13 protein-coding genes are annotated in these 19,287 nt (G+C 60.1%); 7 read left to right on the forward strand and 6 right to left on the reverse strand.

Annotated features, from left to right (window positions below; all coding sequences use genetic code 11):
• The coding region (locus BUE15_RS20370) for a fibronectin type III domain-containing protein (protein ID WP_170865331.1) at nucleotides 1–1,879 on the reverse strand (1,879 nt) is incomplete at its 3' end.
• Between the two features lie 441 nt (nucleotides 1,880–2,320).
• On the opposite strand from BUE15_RS20370, the gene BUE15_RS20375 reads away from it, so the two are divergent.
• From BUE15_RS20375 to BUE15_RS20390, 4 genes are all read left to right on the forward strand, one after another.
• Nucleotides 2,321–4,624 carry a T9SS type B sorting domain-containing protein gene (locus tag BUE15_RS20375; protein ID WP_170865332.1) on the forward strand — a complete coding sequence of 768 codons (2,304 nt, stop codon included), beginning with the start codon at nucleotides 2,321–2,323 and terminating at the stop codon, nucleotides 4,622–4,624.
• A 309-nt stretch (nucleotides 4,625–4,933) separates the two neighbouring features.
• Nucleotides 4,934–6,310, forward strand: a complete 1,377-nt coding sequence (locus tag BUE15_RS20380; protein ID WP_073288996.1) for an Nramp family divalent metal transporter — start codon at nucleotides 4,934–4,936, stop codon at nucleotides 6,308–6,310.
• A 105-nt stretch (nucleotides 6,311–6,415) separates the two neighbouring features.
• Nucleotides 6,416–8,668, forward strand: coding sequence for a TonB-dependent receptor (locus BUE15_RS20385; protein ID WP_073288998.1), 2,253 nt, complete (start codon nucleotides 6,416–6,418; stop codon nucleotides 8,666–8,668).
• 74 nt (nucleotides 8,669–8,742) lie between these two features.
• Entirely contained in the window at nucleotides 8,743–9,597 is an 855-nt protein-coding gene (locus BUE15_RS20390) for a transporter (RefSeq protein ID WP_073288999.1), read from the forward strand.
• Between the two features lie 80 nt (nucleotides 9,598–9,677).
• Here the strand turns inward: BUE15_RS20390 and BUE15_RS20395 are convergent, their stop codons facing one another.
• The 4 genes from BUE15_RS20395 to BUE15_RS22540 form a co-directional block, all read right to left on the reverse strand.
• Complete coding sequence (locus tag BUE15_RS20395; RefSeq protein WP_084549219.1) at nucleotides 9,678–9,941, reverse strand: hypothetical protein; 264 nt, start codon at nucleotides 9,939–9,941, stop codon at nucleotides 9,678–9,680.
• Nucleotides 9,942–10,174: 233 nt separating this feature from the next.
• On the reverse strand, nucleotides 10,175–11,386 hold the full coding sequence (locus BUE15_RS20400; protein WP_073289001.1) for a DUF1501 domain-containing protein: 1,212 nt from the start codon (nucleotides 11,384–11,386) through the stop codon (nucleotides 10,175–10,177).
• Nucleotides 11,387–11,508: 122 nt separating this feature from the next.
• Nucleotides 11,509–13,074: a DUF1800 domain-containing protein gene (locus tag BUE15_RS20405; protein ID WP_073289003.1), complete on the reverse strand. Its 1,566-nt coding sequence runs from the start codon at nucleotides 13,072–13,074 to the stop codon at nucleotides 11,509–11,511.
• A 58-nt stretch (nucleotides 13,075–13,132) separates the two neighbouring features.
• Nucleotides 13,133–15,748 (reverse strand): lamin tail domain-containing protein, encoded by a 2,616-nt coding sequence (locus BUE15_RS22540; protein WP_073289004.1) that lies wholly within the window; start codon nucleotides 15,746–15,748, stop codon nucleotides 13,133–13,135.
• 150 nt (nucleotides 15,749–15,898) lie between these two features.
• On the opposite strand from BUE15_RS22540, the gene BUE15_RS20415 reads away from it, so the two are divergent.
• A complete protein-coding gene (locus tag BUE15_RS20415) occupies nucleotides 15,899–16,897 on the forward strand; it encodes an aspartate-semialdehyde dehydrogenase (RefSeq protein WP_073289006.1) in 999 nt (332 codons plus the stop codon).
• 29 nt (nucleotides 16,898–16,926) lie between these two features.
• Nucleotides 16,927–18,039, forward strand: a complete 1,113-nt coding sequence (locus BUE15_RS20420; RefSeq protein WP_073289008.1) for a TonB family protein — start codon at nucleotides 16,927–16,929, stop codon at nucleotides 18,037–18,039.
• A gap of 109 nt (nucleotides 18,040–18,148) precedes the next feature.
• Here BUE15_RS20420 and BUE15_RS20425 read toward each other — a convergent pair whose 3' ends face one another.
• Nucleotides 18,149–18,904 (reverse strand): alpha/beta fold hydrolase, encoded by a 756-nt coding sequence (locus tag BUE15_RS20425; protein WP_073289010.1) that lies wholly within the window; start codon nucleotides 18,902–18,904, stop codon nucleotides 18,149–18,151.
• A 156-nt stretch (nucleotides 18,905–19,060) separates the two neighbouring features.
• Between BUE15_RS20425 and BUE15_RS20430 the strand changes: the two genes are divergently transcribed.
• On the forward strand, nucleotides 19,061–19,287 hold a 227-nt coding region (locus BUE15_RS20430), incomplete at its 3' end, for a hypothetical protein (protein WP_211617696.1).

A 19,287-nucleotide genomic window follows, 5' to 3' on the forward strand; every position in this document is an offset into this window, starting at 1 on the left:
CACCACCGATAGAGAGAGAAGTAGCATTGCAGGGCTCGTCGTTGAGGGTGGGCGGCAGCAGGGTCGTGAAGCCGGCCGTCACCGGCACCGAGCTCTGCCCCGGCCCGCAGCTGCTCACCACGCTCACCGTGTACGCCGTCAGCCCCTGCAGCCCCACCAGATTCACCGGCGAGCCCGGCGCCGTCACGCTCACGGCCGGCCCCCCGCCCCCCGTGGGCGTGGCCACCACCGTGTAGCTGCTTACCCCAGCCAGGGGCGTGAACGTCACGCTCGCACTCGTGCCCGTCACGCTGCCCACGGCCAGGTTGCTCACCCGCCCGCAGGCGGCAATCGTCACGTTGTCGAGCCCGATGTCGGTGGAGCCATAGTCAGCCCGCGCCCGGAACCGAATCACGGTCGTGGCCGAGCTGCTGCTCAACGCCAGCGTCTTGCTCTGCCAGCTGGCAGCCTGGCCCGAGCGCAGCAGCTGCGGGCCGAAGCTGAGCCCGCCGTCGGTGGAGATCTGCACGCTCAGCGAGTCCGTGCCGCTGGTGTTGATGTAGTCGAAGCTCAGCTCCCGGCTGCCCGCCCCGCTCAGGTCCACGTACAGGTCGAGCGTGCCCAGCAGCCCGGCCGAGGAGTAGCCGCTGTGGAAGCGCGCCGAGCGGCTGCTGCCCTGCGCCCCGGTGGGCGTGTAGCCGTAGCTGGTGGCCGACGTCCAGTTGGCGGCCGCCCCGTCGTCGTCGCGCCGCCAGGAGTTGTTGCCCGTCTGCGGCGAGGTGCGCCAGGCGTTGCCCGGCACCTCGCGCGTGGCGCAGCGGCTGAGCCAGCTGTTCTCGAACGTCTCGCTCAGCGGAACCGGCGCGTACACCGGCACCACACAGTCCGTCCGGAAGTTACCCACGTTGGAACGGTTGGACGAGCTGCCCGAGCAGATCTGCGTAACGTAGAACTGGTAGTCGGTGCTGGCGGTCAGGCCCGGAATGGTTACCGAGTTCGTAGTGCTGGTAATGGTTTGCCCGCCGGTACCGGGCGTAAAGCCAGTAGGACCGTAGTTAATAGAGAAGGTTCCGCCGCCACCTGTTACACTCCAGGTTACCAGGGCGGAAGTAGCCGTAGCAGAAGTTAGAGTCAGGTTACGCGGCGTGGGGCAGCCAGTAGCCACCGGAGGCGCAAACGTGTAGATCTGGCCAGAAGCCGGCGAAGTGCTCAACGACGAGTTTTCAGTAGTAGAGCTGGCCGTTGGTGAAGCGCTGGTGTTGTTGAGAGAGAGGTAATCAATGGGAGTAGAAGCCCCCACAATACCAATAGAAGCGGAAGGAGAGTTAGGTGTGCCGTTTTCGGGGCGGTAGACAAACTCGATGCGGTTGCTGGTTTCGTAGAGCTTGACCTGGAAAGAAACGACCGGATCTGAAGCACTGTAATTCCATTCCCAATTCAGCCATTCGAATGTGAACACCCGGTTGGGGGCTGTACCTATGGTCTGGTACTTGGCTGCGCTACCAGTGCCTTCGCCGCCCAAATCGTCCCAGAGAGGCGCTATTAGCGGCCGGATGCCAGCTGCTGCTGTTGCCAGAGCGTTGATGCGCGTGTTGACTGCATTGGTATTAAAGGAGAGGAAGCCATTGGAGCTGGCATACACGTTCGTGTAGGGCACCCCATCAAAAGCAAACGAGAAGCCTATTGGCAGCGCGCCCGTTATGGCGTCATCGTCTTCGATAACTGAAGCCGAGGTAGCAGCAGCGGGAAGTGGAGTGAATGTGCCCTGCGTAGCTGAGAATTGGTACGTGTCGGCCTGGGCCTGAGCGGTAGTTACGGCCAGCCCAATGCCGGCTAGCGTAGCCAGAGCACTGCCCCAGTAGCGTCGTAACCCAGATTTGCCTTGTAAACGTCTTTTCATACGTACTGAAGTGTTTGGGTGTGAGGATGAAAGAAAGAACGTGGGTGAGTGGTCCCGGCCTGTAATAAATAGAAAAAAACCTCTATTACATAACCTAATTGCCATTTTTCATAAAAACACTCCATTTTCTAGCTTCTGTCTACATACAAGGCATAGCACCCACTGCATCACCTTTAGTTAAGATATCTACCAAGCCAGTGTAGAATGCTGCTGCAAAGCATATGTGCCTATCCATATACAAGCAGCACCCTGGAATAGGCAAGCAAGGACTAAATTATATTACAAATCACCCCGCATAAGTCATATTATAGGCATGATTATTGCGTTTATCCTATGGAAATATGCTGCCCTGTTGCTGTCATTAGTACAAAATATGTTTATCTTACCGCTGCATTTTTCCCTCCACCCTCTTTGTTTTTTCTCTTCACCAATCCTTCACCCATGCAAAAACTGTTACGTGCCACCTACCTGTTAGTCATGGCTTTGTGCTTGTCCTTCGTAGGGCTGCACTCGGCTATTGCCTCCCACTTACAGGGTGGGCAGTTGACGTACGAATCCCTGGGCGGCAACCTGTATAAGGTTCGTCTGCAAGTGTTCCGTGACTGCAGCAGCTCTATTCAATTCAGCGGCATTAGCCCAAGTCTGGTTTACCGCAACACGGGCTGCTCTACGTCGGGAGCAGCAACTTCTGCCATGACCCTGGTTAGCGGAACCCAGCAAATCGGGGCTCCTTACTGCCTGACTGCTCCCGGCGGCCCCAGCCCCTGCGGTTCCGGCCTGCCCACCAACTACGAAACCGGTATTTTCGAAACTACCGTTACTCTTCCTCCCGCCGCTGAGTGGCGCCTGAGTGTTGAGATTAATGCTCGTCCGGACGTTGCCAACATTAACGGCGCGGTGGATATGTACTGGGAAGCTACCCTCAATAACTTGGTAGGTGGCCAGACTATCACCAACAACTCGGCGCAGTACAACGCCCAGAACGTCGCAGTACCGTTCGTGTGCTGGAAGCAGCAGACCACGCTGAACTTCACGGCTATTGACGTTGACGGCGACGAGCTGGTATATGAACTGTCGCGCCCGCTGCAAGGCTGCAACGACGTGGCTCCTACCACCAGCTATTCGACCGGTGGCCTGATCAACCTGGGCCCGCAGACTCCCGGCGGCCCGAACTGCTACGCCGAACTGCCCTCTACCGGCGGCTCTTATACCGCCACCTTCCCCATTCCTTCGTTCTCGCTTTCGGGCCCCTGCCCGATCCGGCAGGCTACGCCTCAGTTCCTGTTCAACTCAACTGACGGCAGCTTCACGTTCACGCCCTTCCTGTTCACCCCGGGCACTACTCTCGCGCAGCTGACCCAGAACAAATACGTGGTGTCGGGCAAAGTTTCGGAGTACCGTCGCATCAACAACGTGCGTACCCTCGTTGGTACCGTTCGTCGCGACATCATGGTGGTCGTAATCGACTGCGACAACCGCGTTCCGGGTGCTCCCGTTGCCACCGGCAACAACCAGAACTCGGGTGTGTCCATCGTAAACTCCGTGGATTCGACCTTTATTGAGGCTTCTACCTGCAACTATACCCGTGTGCTGGTTCGCTTCTCTGACCCAGACCCAGCCGACCTACTGACGGTTACGTTCCCGACTCTGGACCCCGGCCAGCCCCAGCTGCCCACCTACCTGCCCCAGGACGTAGGTACGTTCCGCATTGTGGGTCAGGGCACGCGTAACCCCATCGGTATATTTGATATCCAGCCCGATGTGCTTTTCAAGAATCAGACATTCCGCATTCCGGTACAGATTCGTGACAATGGGTGCCCCATCGTAGGGCAGCAAACCCGGATTATCGTGCTTTCCGTGAAAGAGCGGTTCCCGGCTAAAGTGGTGGCCGCTACGGCGCAGCCCTTCGTGTGCGCTGGCAGCGCCGTAAACCTCACCGCTACTCCTACCCGTCCTGACTCTGTGCTGGTCGGAATCGGAACTCCTGCCGCAAACGGCCGTGTTGCCCGGTATAGCTATGCGTGGCGCGCCGCTAACGGCTTGAACGCTGCTGATGCCGACAAACAGAATATCGTAGTGCGTCCCACACAAACTACACGCTACTACGTGCAGATCAATGCCTTCGATTTCCGTCAGCTGCCGGTTCCGACCTGCGTTGATACGGCCTCGATTCTGGTACGGGTTGCGCCTGTTCTAACTGCTAACTTCACCTTCACTGGGCGCGGCGACAACAGCGGCCGTGAAAACATCCAGCAGCGCATCTTCACCTTCACCAACACCTCGCAGACCCGTGCTACCACCGACAGCGCCCGCTGGACGTATCGCCGGATTCAGGACTTCCGCGGCAATGCCGTGACGGAGTCGCCCGTTGTTTTCTCGCGTCAGTTTGATCCGCAGGAACTGGTGTTGCGCCAAGGTGGCCGCTATGAGGTAACCCTGAGAATTACTAACCGCGCCGGTGGCCAGAACTGCCAGGGCAGCGAGATTACGAAGCTCATTGACGTAAATGAGATTCCCAACGTATTCACGCCAAACAACGACGGCAAGAACGACTACTTTGTGCTGACGCCCGACGAAGAAGGCAGCAAAGTGCAGATCTTCAACCGTTGGGGCCGCCTCGTGAAAGAATACACCAACTACCGCAACGAGTGGGATGGCAAAGACCAGCCTGCCGGTGTGTACTACTACCTGCTAACTGACCGTGGCGGCAAAACAACTAAAGGCTGGGTAGAGCTGGCGCGCTAGCTTCTATTCTTTTCAGCTTGCTAAAGGGCACCGCGAAATTCGCGGTGCCCTTTTTCATTTTAGAAGGTTTGGCAGGTAACACCCTTTCCAAATTATTCTTACTCTAAGGGCATTGAGGAGCTTTGGCGTGTAGTTCGTCCGGTATAAAGAGCAAAAAACATCAAGTGGCTGGTACAAGTCATAACAACAGCAGCTCTGGATTACACTTCAGGAAAACTTTTTAAGCCAGAAATAGTATTTATATGGCCTTAAAAATATTTTTAGATAAGTCTAAAAGCTATATTCGCTTGTCAGACGCTTACTCGTACCATGGCCCCATCATTACAAACTCCTCCCACCCAGGCGGCTCCTCCTGTCAATGCCCCTGATACTGGCTGGCGCCGGGCCCGTACCTCGCTTTCCTTGAGTGAAGTGCACGCCAGCATAAAGGTGCCGGCTACCAATGCCTCGTTCTGGCGCAAAATGATGGCCTTTTGGGGGCCGGGCCTGATGGTAGCGGTCGGCTACATGGACCCCGGCAACTGGGCCACCGATATTGCCGGCGGCTCGCAGTTTGGCTATACGCTGCTGTCCGTTATTCTGATTTCCAACCTGTTTGCTATGCTGCTCCAGCATCTGGCGGCTAAGCTGGGAATTGTAACGGGCCGCGACCTGGCCCAAGCCTGCCGCGACCATTACCCGAAGCCGGTGGCCATGGTACTGTGGTTTCTGTGCGAAATAGCCATTGCCGCCTGCGACCTGGCAGAAGTTATAGGGTCGGCTATTGCTTTGAACCTGCTGTTTGGGCTGCCGCTGCCCTGGGGCGTGGTGCTCACCATTCTGGATGTGCTGGTAGTGCTGCTGTTTCAGAGCCGGGGGTTCCGCGTGATTGAAAGCATTGTAGCGGGCCTCACCGTAGTGATTTTCGGCTGTTTCCTCTACGAAATTATTGTTTCCAATCCGGATTACTTCAGTATTCTGGGCGGCCTGGTGCCGCAACCGGAGGTAGTCACCAATCCCAAGATGCTCTACATTGCCATCGGTATTCTGGGCGCTACCGTGATGCCGCACAACCTGTATCTGCATTCCAGCATCGTGCAGACGCGGGCCATTGAGCAGACGGAACCCGGCAAGCGAATGGCCATCAAGTTTGCTACTATCGACTCGACGGTGGCGCTGTTTCTGGCGTTTTTCGTGAATGCGGCCATTCTGATTACGGCGGCAGCGGCATTTCACCGGAACGGTCTGCACGACGTAGCCGACATCAGCGACGCGCACAAGCTGCTGGCGCCGGTGCTGGGAGCCGGGGCCGCCAGTGCCGTTTTTGCGGTAGCGTTGCTGGCCTCGGGCCAGAACTCAACGCTCACCGGCACGCTGGCCGGGCAGATTGTGATGGAAGGGTTTCTGGATCTGAAGCTGCGCCCCTGGATGCGGCGGCTGCTCACGCGCGCTATTGCGGTGGTGCCGGCCCTCATCGTAACGCTGCTGTACGGCGAGAAAGGAACCGGGGAGCTGCTGGTGCTCAGCCAGGTTATTCTTTCGTTTCAGCTCAGTTTTGCGGTAGTGCCGTTAGTGCTTTTCACCAGCAGCAAGGCCAAAATGGGCATCTTCGTGAACAAGCCCTGGGTGCAGGTACTGGCGTGGTTGGTTTCTGCCGTTATCATTGTTCTGAACGTGTACCTGCTCTACGAAACGTTTTTCGGCTAGTAGGCCTCACCAAGCGCAGCAGTCTGAAAAGATGCTGCGCTTTTTCAGCACAACAGATTTAGGCTTATCTAAAAAAATTTAACAGTACTTCCTAAATCCGGGCACATGAAGAACATCTTCCTTACGATTTGGCTGCTGCTGGCAGCATTTGCGGCAGTTGCACAGCCAGGGAGCATTCGGGGCACGGTGCGGGCCGACGGAAAAGTGGTGCCGTTTGCCAGCATCGGGCTGAAGGGCACCACTACCGGCACTACTGCTGATGAATTCGGCGCGTTCGGGTTGGCGAACATACCTCCCGGCACGTACCGGCTGGTGGTAACGGCGGTGGGCTTCCAACCCACTGAGCGCAACGTAGCTGTAGCCGCTGGCAAGCCCACTACGGTAGCTGTTGCGCTGGCCGCCTCAAGTAGCGCGCTGGGTGAGGTGGTGGTGAGCGGTACGCTGGGCGAAGTGCTGAAAAGCGAGTCGCCGATTGCGGTGGAGCTGTACACGCCGCGCTACTTTCAGAAAAATCCCAGCCCCTGCCTGTTTGAGAACCTGACGATGGTGAACGGGGTGCGCCCGCAGCTTAACTGCAACGTGTGCGGCACCGGCGACATCCACATCAACGGGCTGGAAGGTCCCTACACGATGGTGCTGATTGACGGGATGCCGATTGTAAGCTCGCTTAGCACCGTGTATGGGCTGAGCGGTATTCCGAGCAGCCTGGTAGAGCGGGTGGAAGTGGTGAAAGGCCCGGCCTCGACGCTGTACGGCTCCGAAGCGGTGGGCGGGCTCATCAACGTCATCACGAAAAACCCGGCCAAGGCCCCGCGCTTCTCCGCCGACCTGTTTGGCACCTCGCACCGCGACCTGAACCTGGACCTGGCCACGGCCGCCAAAGCAGGCCCGGCCTCCACCCTGCTCAGCACCAACCTCTATGGCTACAACCAGCGCCGCGACGTGAACAACGACGGGTTTACGGATGTGCCCACGCAGCATCGGATATCGGTGTTTAATAAGTGGAGCTGGCAGCGGCCCGAGCAGCGCGTGGCCAGCCTGGCCGGCCGCTACTACTACGAAGACCGGTTTGGCGGCCAGCTGGGGTGGCGTCCCGAGTTTCGGGGCGGCGACAGTGTGTATGGCGAAAGTGTATATACGAGCCGCTACGAGCTTCTGGGGCAGTACCAGCTGCCGGTAGCAGGCCAGAAGCTGCTGCTGAGCGGGTCCTTCAACCAGCACCGTCAGAACTCGGCCTATGGCACTACGCGCTACAATGCCACGCAACGCGTGGCATTCGGGCAGCTGACCTGGGCTCATGGCCCCAGCATCCGGCACAATCTGCTGCTGGGCGCGGCCTTCCGCTCTACCTGGTACGACGACAACACGCCGGCGACGGGCAGCGAGCAGCATACCCAGCCGGACCTGGTGAATCTGCCGGGCGTGTTTGTGCAGGACGAGTTTCGGCTCACGCCCGATGCAACCTTGCTGGCCGGCCTGCGCTACGACTACAACCCGCGGCACGGCAACATCCTGACGCCGCGCCTCAACTACAAATGGGGCACTGTGGATGGCAGCCGTGTACTGCGGGTAGGCATCGGAAACGGCTACCGGGTAGTGAATCTGTTTACCGAAGACCACGCCGCCCTCACCGGTGCCCGGCAGGTGGTGGTGCCGGAGGCATTGCGGCCGGAGCGCAGCTGGAACGCCAACCTAAACTACACCCGCTTTATCACGACCAAGGCCGGCAGCACGCTCACCTTCGATGGCAGCGTCTTCTACACCTACTTCACCAACAAAATCAGCCCCGACTACGACACCGACCCGAACCAGATTGTGTACCGCAACCTCGACGGCTACGCTATTTCGCGGGGCATTTCTCTGAACACCGATTTCACTTTCTCGCGGCCGCTAAAGCTACTGGCGGGCATCACCGTGATGGACGTTTTCCGGCGCGAGCGTACTGCGGAAGGCGGGGCGCTGCGGCGGGTAGCGCAGCTGCACGCGCCGGTTTTTTCGGGTACCTACACGGCCAGCTACACCTTCACGCAGTGGGGCCTGACGCTGGACTATACCGGGCAGGTAAGTGGCCCGATGCAGCTGCCCGTGCAGCCCAACGACTTCCGCCCAAGCCGCTCCCCGTGGTTTTCGCTCCAGAATCTGCAGGCGACCAAGCGTTTGGGGCCAGGGCTGGAGCTGTACGGAGGCGTAAAAAACCTGCTCGATTTTCTGCCGCGCCACGCACTGCTGCGTCCTTTCGACCCGTTCGATAAAACGGTAAACCAGAACAACCCGAACGGCTACACCTTCGACACGAGCTACAACTTTGCCCCGCTGCAGGGCCGCCGCACGTTTTTGGGCGTGCGCTACAGCCTCTAGCCGGCCGCCAGCACCGGGCCATTATATCTAAACTGAGGAGTTTGCGTAGGCGGCAGCATACTCTCCCCTCCGTCATGCGCTATTTCTGCCTGCTTCTGCTACTAGAGCTGCTGGGTGCCACTGCCAGCTACGCACAAGCGCCCAAAACCTGCCCCTACGATTCGGCCCGGTTCAATCTGTTCCGGCCAGTGCCGCGTACTCAGCTGCGGCCGCTCCGCCCCGACCGGCCGGGCACTACCGAAAGCCCATTCACTGTAGATGCCGGGCATTTGCAGGTGGAAATGGATGCGCTGCGCCTGATTAATACCCGGGAAGACGAACAGCGCAGCCGCGAGTGGAAAGCCGCTTATACCGTAGTTAAGCTGGGCCTGAGCCGCCGCACCGATGTGCAGCTGGAAGTGCCGCTCTATAAGGTGCAGAAGGAAAAAGAAGCAACGGAGGCGGACTGGCAGCGCCAGACCGGTTTCGGCGACCTGACCTTCCGGCTGAAGCACAACTTCCTCGGCGACGACCAGGAAGGCCCGGTGGCTGTGGCAGTGGTGGCTTATACGCGCCTGCCCACCGGCGGGCAGGCAGGCAGCGGAGCCATGGAAGGCGGCCTGATTGTACCGGTAAACGTTGAGCTGCCGCACCGCTGGAATCTGGATGTTCAGCTGGAAGCGGATCTGAACTACGAACGGGAAATCGGGCACCACTACGTGCGGATGATGCCCTCCATAGCCCTGGACCACGAATTCACGGAAGTTTTCTCGTTTCTGATAGAAGGCGTTACGCAATGGGATGCCGCGCATTCCGGCTGGCGGTCTTCCGTGAATCTGGCCCCTATCATCACCATCAACGAAAACCTGCAGCTCGACCTGGGCACTCACCTGGCGCTAAGCCGGGCCGCTGACCGGGAATTCTTTTTCGGATTCACCTTCCGCCGCTAACATTCGCTGTACGTTATCAAGCCAAGAGCCGCTGCACAGTGTGTACAGCGGCTCTTGGTTTAGTGGGACCAGTCTGGGGCTTATATTGTCATCAGCGAATTGGGTTGGCGCTGAGCCCACCAGTCGGTGAGCAGCCACACCAGCAGGAACACCACCCCGGACCCGATGAACAGGTTGCGGGCCGTGGGGTTATCATCGACGAAGCCGAAAATCAAGGGAACGAGCAACAGCACTAGGCCGCTGACCAGCTCCAGCCGGCCGTGCACCGGAAAAGGGATGAGCCGCATCAGGCCCAAAGGATAGTCGGTGCAGAGGGCAATGACCAGATACCCGGCGGCCAGCACGTAGCAGGAGGTGGCGTATGCCCCTTCCAGGTTGAACAGCTAGGGAGCCAGCCCGAAAAAGGCGACTGTCAGGTAGTCGAGGATGTCGTGAGCGAAAGGCGACAGAACTTTCATAGCAGATGAGGTTGGTGAGAAGAACCGGTTTCTCTTCCTACGAAGCCTCAACCGAATGGATATTGCTCAGATTACGCCTCCGCGGCTTCTGGAGGGCAATAAGCATGGCCGTAGCTGCCCTACAGCAGGCCGCGAAGCCGCTCAAACTGGCTGCCTAGAATAGCCTGGTCGTCGGCGCCCAGCCAGTCGTGCAGCACGGTGGCGTAGAGGCTGCGGAAGTCGAGCTGGTAGCGCAGGTCGCCGTCGAGCAGGTCCTGCAGGTTGGGGGCGGCGTTGAGGATGCCTTGCTGCCGCAGGCCGCCGCCCAGCAGCAGCACGTTGTTGGCAGTGCCGTGGTCGGTGCCGTTGCTGGCGTTCTGGCTTACGCGGCGGCCAAACTCCGAGAATACCAGCACCAGCGTCTCATCGAAATTGCCGGCTTTCTGCAGGTCCTCGGCAAAAGAGCCCAGCCCTTCCGACAAATCCCCTAGCAACTTGCCCTGTTGCTCCTGCTGGCGCACATGCGTATCGAAACCCGTGAGTGAAACATAGAACACGCGCGAGCCAACCCCGGAGTTAATCAGCTCGGCGGTGGTTTTCAGGTTGCGGCCGAATTCTGTGTTCGGATACGCCACTGCCGACTTGTAGATCCTACTGGCCTGATACAGATAATCGGCCGAGGATGCGGTTTCGGCCAGCGTCTTGTACAGATAATCCAGCTCCGACACGGCACCGGGATGCTTGGCCCCGCTCACCTGCGCAATAAAGCGGTTCTGGGTGAGCTGCCGCAGCTTGGCCGGATTCTTCAGGGCCAGCCCTTTGCGCGAGCTGCCTTTCATAGCCAGGCTCAGCGTATCGTCCACTTCCAGGCCGTTGTAGGGCAGCAAGCAAGCCGGACAGTCGGAGTCGAGGTAACGGCCCAGCCAGCCGGTGCTCAGGTACTGGTCAGAAGCCGAGCCACTCTGCCAGATATCCATGGAGCGAAAGTGCGACCGGTCGGGGTTGGGGTAGCCCACGGAGTTGAGAATGGCCAGCTGCCCCTGGTCGTAGAGGCCTTTCAGCCGCGTCATGGCCGGATTGAAGCCCAGATCTTTATCGAGGGCCAGAATTCCGCTTCCTTCCCTGATGCCGAGCGTTGGCCGGGCTTTATAATACAGGTCGTTGCGGTACGGGATGATGGTATTGAGGCCGTCGTTGCCGCCGCCCAACTGCACTACTACCAGCCGGCGGCCCCGGGCATCGCGCAGGTCGCGGAGGCCCTGGCGGTCCAGCGCGTGCAGGAAATTGGGCACGAACAGCAGGCTGCTGGCCAGCACCGAAGTTTTCAGGAAGTCGCGGCGGGAAGTAGCCATGGCTAGAGTTTAGAAAGGAGAACCCAGCGCATAAAGCAGGGCGCAAGTCAGGATAGAATCGGGGAGTGCAGTAAACTCAGACTGACAGAACCATCTTGGCGCTATCCTCTCAGATCTAAGCTCTACATCAACTGGTATTCCGGCAAACTCAGCAGGCTCGTAACCATAGTTCGCAGCCGTTCTTCGGCGGGCACCTTGTCGGCGGCTTGCTGAATAAGGGCCAGATTTTCGGGACGAATGGGAGTTTGCAGCAGCAGCTCGCTGAGCTGGGCGAGTTGACGTGCCGGGGGCGTTTTGGCCAGAAGCGCCTGCACGGGGCCGAGCTTCACGGTAGCCTTCACCTGTTGCTGAAACGTGCGGTCGGCCCGCGTCAGGTTGGGGGCAATGTCGTTTTCGTCCTGCTTCAGCGCCACGTTGAACGCGGCATTCTTGAGCAGCACGGACGGCAGCTGCAGCCGGTACAGCAGCGACGACGAGTCTATCCAGTTGCGGCCACCGGGCCAGCCCGCCACGTTCGGCGGCTCAAACAGCGTCTGCCCCAGCGCCTTCTGAAACACGATAAGCGGCTTGTCGTCGGCGAGCTGCAGGCCCATCGTGCGTTTGATACCGGCCAGCAGCTCCACCGGCGCCTTGATTCGGGTGCCCACGTTGGCGGGCGCGTAAAACCAGTCGGCCGAAAACATCTGCTCCAGCAGCGCACTGATATTGTAGCCGCTTTTGAAAAACGCCTGCGCCAGCGGCTGAATGTGCGCCGGGTCGGGCGTATCGTTGACGAAGAAACGGTAGAGCTTGGTGGTGATGAACTCCGCCGTGCGCGGCTGCTCCAGCACAATGCTCAGCACCTGCTCGCCGGTGAAGTTGCCGGTGCGCCCCAGAAAGGTTTTGGGCCCGTCGTCGTGCTGCTTTTCCCGAAACACGAAATGGCCCTGCGCAGTGTAGCCCCAGCCTGTAAAGGCACGGGCGGCCTCTTTAACATCGGTTTCGGTGTAGTGGCCACGGCCCATCGTGAACAGCTCCAGCACCTCGCGGGCGAAGTTTTCGTTGGGGCGCTGCTTGCGGTTTTGCTGGTTGTTGAGAAACTGCAGCATCGCCGGTTCCTTGCTCACGGCCAGCAGCAAATCCGAAAACTTGCCCAGCGCCAGCTGCCGGATGGTGTTGTTCAGCTGCAGCGCGGCATCGGGGCGGCGCACCCGGCAGGCAAAGTGCCCGTGCCAGAAAAACGTCAGCTTCTCGCGTAGCTGTGCCGGCGAGGTTGCCATCCGCTGCAGCCAGCCGGTGTTCATGGCATAAAAAGCCTCCCGAATGCTCTGGTTCTGCATTTTGCGCTGCTGCGGGCTCAGGTCCTGGCGGCGCAACAGCGGCGGCTGATTGCGCCCTTTCGGCGGTGCAGGCAGCGCCGAGCGGAGCGGCAGCTGAGTTGATTCCGCGCCGGCCGCCATAGCCGTTTGGTCCGGCGTAGTTACCATGCCCGACTGAGGCGTGCCAGCTGCCGGAGCTACCGGACGAAACTGGGTCAGCGGCTCAATGTAGCGCATTTGCGGGCTGTCGAGCAGTTCTACCTTCTCCGAGTCGCGCAGCAGTTGGCGCAGGGCTTTGCGCGGCGAAAGGCCCGCGGCTAGGTCTTCCGGCCGCGGCCCGAATCCGGCGCGCCAATACAGATGCTGCAGTTGCTGTTGCGTCGTCGTCATGTTGCTTGGACGCAGTTCCGGCGCAGAGGTTTAACCTGGATTTTAGCCCATGCTGGCGTTAAAACCGTGCGCCTAGTACCACCGTCTTCTTATACTCCTGCTTGCTGCCACCGCCGGGCTTGAACAGCTCAATCAGCAGCACATAATAGCCCACCGGTGCTTTCTGGCCACGGTCCGTGAGGCCGTCCCACTGAAAAAAGCCGCTGGTGGCCAGAGTTTCGTTGCGCACCAGCTTGCGCGTAAGGCGGCCCTGCGCATCATAAACCGTAACGGTGGCCGCGTAGCCGGTGCCGTCAAGCTGGTAGTTGAGGGTTGTGAAATCCTGCAGGCCGTCTTCGTCGGGCGTGAATACTTCGGGCACTATGCTGAACTGCTGCCCGCCTCCGGCAACATCCTGCTGCTGCGAGTTTCGGCGGCCCGGAGTAGCGTAGCCGGCACTGCTGGCCGCCGAGTGGAAGTTGGCAGCCGTACTCGGCGCATCTGCCCGTATGCGCTCCAGCGACACGCCGTTCACGTCATCAAGCAGCTTCAGGTGCTGGTCCTCGTGGTAGCTGTAGCGGTCCAGGGTGCGGCCCTGGCTGTCGAACACCACTACCACGCCGGCATCGTCGGGGAAGGTGGGAAACCCGGTCATCGCCAGAAACGCCGCGGGGTCGGCGCTGGTGGGATACTGGGCTTGCACGATGTCGGGGCGGGTAGTGAGCAGCAACAGCTGGCCGGGCGCCAGCACGTAGGCGCCACTGCTGATTTGCTCAGCATCCACGCTGCCATCGGGCTTTTCGTTGCCGAGCTGCCAGCCCTGCACATCCAGATATTTGCCGGAACGGTTCAGCAGCTCCACAAAGTCCACGGCATTGGTGCGCGGATTGAACAAAATTTCATTGATAACCACGTCGCCTGCCACGGCCGCCGACGGCAACCCGAACGTGGCGGAAGTCGCCGGCCCGGCGGCATTGCCTACGCAGTCGGTAGCACGCTGCACCGTCACGGTCAGTGCCTGATTGGCCTGCAGGGAGGTGCCCAGCGTTAGGTCAATGGTGCGAAAGTCGGGGCCGATGGGTGCCGCGCGGGTAATTGCCACGGCGGGCGTGAGGCTATACAGCGCCGCATTGGAGGCCGCGAGGCTATCGAGTTTTTCACCGAAAAACAGCCGCACAGTGGTAGGAGACACGGCCAGGGCGCGCAGCAACACCGGCGCTGTGCGGTCGGGGTTGGTGGTGCGCACGGAGTTGGCGCGGCCGGGCGTGCCACCACTGGCGTCGGTGCTGGCCGTCCAGTTGTCGATGCCGGCGCAGGGGTTGGCGGGGTCCACCATTTCCAGGCTCCAGCCTCCCTCCTTCTTACGGCTGTCTTTGTACCACGTGTCGGAATAGCTGACTTCAAACAACGTGCGCCCGTCCCGGCTCCGCAGCAGCAGCTGGTCGCCAGCGTTGGTGAGGCTCGGAAAGTTGGTCAGCCCGAACACTTTACCATAGGCAGCAAACTGAGGCACCCGGGTACTGCCGCACACCACCGCATATTCGCCGGGCAGCAGCGTAGCACCGGCCGGAAACACCGCCGGATTGCCAGTCTGCCCCGGTTTCAGGAGGCGCACGCCGGCCAGGTCCAGCACTGCCGTAGCCGAAGGGTTGTGTATTTCCAGAAACTCCGACGACGGCAGCCCGACAACCGGGGTTTCGTCCGCGAAGATTTCGGTAATCAGCAGCTGGTTGCCGGCCGGAGCCACGGCCGTGCCGGTATAGGTGAAGCTGACAGTGAGCGGGCCGGCAGCCATGTTGCCGTAGAGGTCGGAAACGTTGCGCGCTTCTATAGTATTCGCGCCTAAGGGCAACGGGGCGGCCAGCGTCAGATGCACCAGCGCCGGGTCGGTGGCGTCGCGCTGGGCTGCTGTTACGGCAGGCGCTCCGGCCGCTGCCAGGCGGTAGCTGGCCGCCACCTGCGCCGCTGCCACCGGCTCGTTGAAGGATATGTCCAGCTGTTGCGCCCCGACAACGCCGGCACTCAGCAACCGCGGCGCGCTCGTATCCTGCACCCGAAAATCGTCGAAGTAAAAGGCGCGGTTGTTGGCGGCCGAATACGTCAGATACACGCCGAAATAGAAGCCGCGCTGATGGGTGGGGTCGGTGGCGGTTCCCTCGCTGACGTAGGCGGTGCCGCCCGCCAGGTCACGTTCCAGCGTCCAGACATCGGTGGCAGAGCGGCTCACGCGCACCCGCACCAGGTTGTTGGTAGCGGAGTTGAGGGTAGCATCGGTGCCGTTCACTACATATACCGGGCTGCCGGTAGCGTCTTTGCGGAATAAGGATACTTCGTCGGGAGTGCCGCCGAGGCGCACAAAGTAGCCGCGGTTGCCGGTGGCTTTCAGGTCAGCCTGCTCCGAAACCAGCCACACATCGGCGTAGTTGCCGCTGCTGGTAGCCAGCCGCAGATTGGCCCAAAATTCCCAGACAGTGCCGCCCGTAGCCGCCTGACTAGGCGTGACCAGCTGTAGCTGGGTGCCAGTGGCGGCCGGACCGTTGCTTTGCAGCTGCTGGCTTGTTACCTGAAAAGAGGCCGCGTCGCCGGTCCAGGACGGATTTTGGGTGAATTCTCCGTCGGCAAAATCTTCGGTGAGCTGTGCCGTGGCGGCGAAAGGCAGCAGCGCCGCTAACAGCGGCAGCAGTAGTTTTTTCACAGGAATAATCGACTACGAATGAGCCAACGCAATTCGCACGAATGCCAGGCGCCGGATATCAGATAAGAGGGAGAGAAATATAGAAAACATTCTATCCCGTACCAAACCTTCATCTTTTCCCGAACTTTGGGTTTCTAAACACGCAATTCCATGAAAGTAGCCGTAGTTGGTGCCACCGGTCTGGTCGGGGGCGAAATGCTGAAAGTGCTGGCCGAGCGTAACTTCCCGGTCACGGAGCTCCTGCCCGTCGCCTCCGAAAAATCGGTAGGCCAGGAAATCGAGTTTCAGGGCAAAAAATACAAGGTCGTGAGCATGGACGACGCCATTGCGGCCCGCCCGGCCGTGGCCATTTTCTCGGCCGGCGGCTCTATTTCCAAGGAGCAGGCGCCGCGCTTTGCAGAAGTGGGCACCGTGGTTATCGACAACTCCTCGGCCTGGCGCATGGACCCCACCAAGAAGCTGGTGGTACCCGAAATCAACGCCAAAGAGTTGACCGACGACGACAAAATTATTGCCAACCCCAACTGCTCCACTATTCAGATGGTGGTGGCCCTCAACAAGCTGCACGAACGGTATAAAGTGGAGCGCATCGTGGTGAGCACCTACCAGAGCGTGACCGGCACCGGCAAGCAAGCCGTGGACCAACTGCAGGAGGAGCGCGCCGGCTTGGCCCCTACCAACCCCGCCTATCCGCACCGCATCGACCTGAACGTGCTACCCCACATCGACGTGTTCGAGGACAACGGCTACACCAAGGAGGAGATGAAGATGGTGAAGGAAACCAAGAAAATCTTCGGCGACGACTCCATCCGCGTAACGGCCACTACGGTGCGTATTCCGGTGATGGGCGGCCATTCGGAGGCGGTGAACGTGGAGTTTGCCCAGGAATTCGACCTGGCAGAAGTTCGCGAGATACTGCGCCAGACCGAAGGCGTGGAAGTGGTGGACGACGTGAAAAACAACGTGTACCCGATGCCCAAAGACGCCCACGGCAAAGACGCGGTGCTCGTCGGCCGCCTCCGCCGCGACGAAACCCAGCCCCGAACCCTCAACATGTGGGTAGTAGCCGACAACCTGCGCAAAGGGGCCGCTACCAACGCCGTGCAGATTGCTGAAGCCATGCTGAAAATGGGCTTGCTCACAGCATAGGCCTTCTTATTACACTCCTATTCAAACGTATGCTTACTTATTTTCGGCCGCTGCTGCTCAGCGGTTTATTGCTTGTGGCGGGCCATGCTATCCAGGCCCAGACGCAGCCCGCTATTGAAAACAAGGTGTTTAGCTATGTCGAGAAGATGCCGGAATTTCCCGGCGGCCAGCAGGCACTTTTCCGCACGCTGAGCCAGACGGTAGTCTATCCGCCCGAAGCCGTGGCCAAGCGAGTTGAAGGCCGCGTGCTTGTCAATTTTGTGGTGGCCTCTACCGGGCAGGTGCAGCAGGTAAAGCTGGCCCGCGGCATTGATCCGCTGCTGGATGCCGAGGCGCTTCGGGCGGTAGCGGCGTTGCCTGCTTTCGTTCCCGGTAAGCAGGCGGGCAAGGCCGTGGCGGTGGCGTACACGTTGCCTATCACCTTCAAGCTGCCGGCAGAGGCACCGCCGGCCCCTTCTCCGGCCGGAGCACGGCCCGCCACGGAAGCCCACGCTCCGCATCCGGTGGGCGGGCAAGATGCCCTGGAAGCCTATCTGCGCACGGCTGCATTTCCCGAGGCCGCCCGGCAGGCCAGATTTTCCGGTTTGGTGTTCGTGGCTGTCAAAGTCGATTCGCTGGGTGTGCTTACATCAGCCAAAGCCCAGCCCGGACCCATGACCAAAGAGCAGCTTAAGCGCGTGAAGCCGGAGCTGCTGAGTGCTGCTGAAAACCTGATTAGTAAGGGTCCGGCCTGGGCACCGGCGCGCAAGCAAGGGCAGCCCCGGCGTGGCAGCCATCTGGTTCCACTGGTATTTGATGCTACGGCTGGCACCATCAGCGTATATCCTCGGGTGCGCCTTTTCCCCGACGAGCCGCCTACAATCGAGGGCGGCCCGCAGGCGCTGTCAAATTTCATCGGGCGGAATGTGAAGTACCCACCTGCCGCTCTGCGCAGCCGGACCAGCGGCACCGTCAAAATCTTCTTTGAAGTGAGTGAGCAGGGACTTGCCGAAAATCCGCTGGTACTGAATTCCGTTTCGCCGGAACTGGATGCGGAGGCCTTGCGTGCCGTGGGTTTGCTGCCGCAGATGTTTCCGGCCCTGGAAAAAGGCCAGCCGGTGCGCTCTTTCTTTGTAGTGCCCGTAACATACCGCATGCGCTGAGCCCACGCAGGCTTATTATTGGCTCTGTAATAAACACGCTGCTTTATACAGCAAAACGCCCTGGAATACCTATTTCAGGGCGTTTTACTTTCTGTGGTGAGGTACTCTCCTATTGTCCGAACACCGCTCCTGCAAAATCTACTACGGCGCGGCGCGTCAGCTCCGGCTCCTCGAAGTAGCCCAGGTGCCCTACGTCGCTCAGCAGCAGGGCGTGGCTCTGGGCCGGCAGGGCCAGTTGCGGCAGCAAGCTTTCGGTGGGCACGGCCACGTCGTCTTTACCGGCAATGAACAGCACTGGAAACCGCGCTTCTTTCAGCACTTTGGTGCGGTCTGGGCGGTTTTTCATGGCTTCCAGCGCCCCCAGCACGGTAGCTTCGGGCGTGGTCTTGCCGATTTCCTCCAGAAACTCCCGCTGCTCCAGCATACACTCCCGGTTGGCCGGGGCAAATAGCGGCCGGATAAATGATTCCATGAACTTCTCCACCCCGTGCCGCCGCACGAAATCCATGTTTTTGTCGCGGCTGGCCTTTTTCTCGGCCGTATCGGGCAGAGCGGTACTGTGGAAGAGCACGAGGCCGGCCACCATTTCGGGGTAGCGCTCCGCAAAGGCCAGCGCTACGTAGCCGCCCATGCTGTGGCACACCAGCAGCGCCCGCTCCACGTTTTTCTGGCGCAGCTGCTCGGCTACATAGCGGGCCTGCGCCTCCATGCTATAGTCCCGGATGTCGTGCACGTTGGTGCCGTGGCCGGGCAGGTTCAGGGTCAGCAGGCGGTAGCCGTCGGGAAAGTCGCGGGTGAATTCGGTCCAGACTTCGCGGGATTCGGCAAAGCCGTGCAGGAACAGGATGGTAGGCTGAGAGGACATAAGAACGGGTTTCAGGCTCAAGTATACGAAGCCTGCTGCGGCAGCGGCAAAAAAAGACCGCCCTGCCAAGTTGAATCTGGCAGGGCGGCCCTTCATTAGACCTAATTCGGAAAAGGTGGCTAAGTTAATCCGCGAGGAGCAGCCGTAGATTTGGGCATGGATTACCGTGCCTTACGCGAGCGGCCCCGGCAGTTTCTGGCCCTGACCAGCCTGCACGTGGCCGAGTTTGACGACTTGCTCACCGCCTTCGCGCCGGCCTGGGAGCGGCACCACCGCTGGCATACGCTGGCGGGGAAGCGGCGGCAGTTTCCGGCTCACCGCGAACGGCCGACGGCGGTGCTGGCGGGCAGCGATGTGAAGCTGTTTTTTCTGCTCACCTACCT

This window comes from Hymenobacter psychrotolerans DSM 18569, from assembly GCF_900142395.1.
Classification (GTDB): domain Bacteria; phylum Bacteroidota; class Bacteroidia; order Cytophagales; family Hymenobacteraceae; genus Hymenobacter; species Hymenobacter psychrotolerans.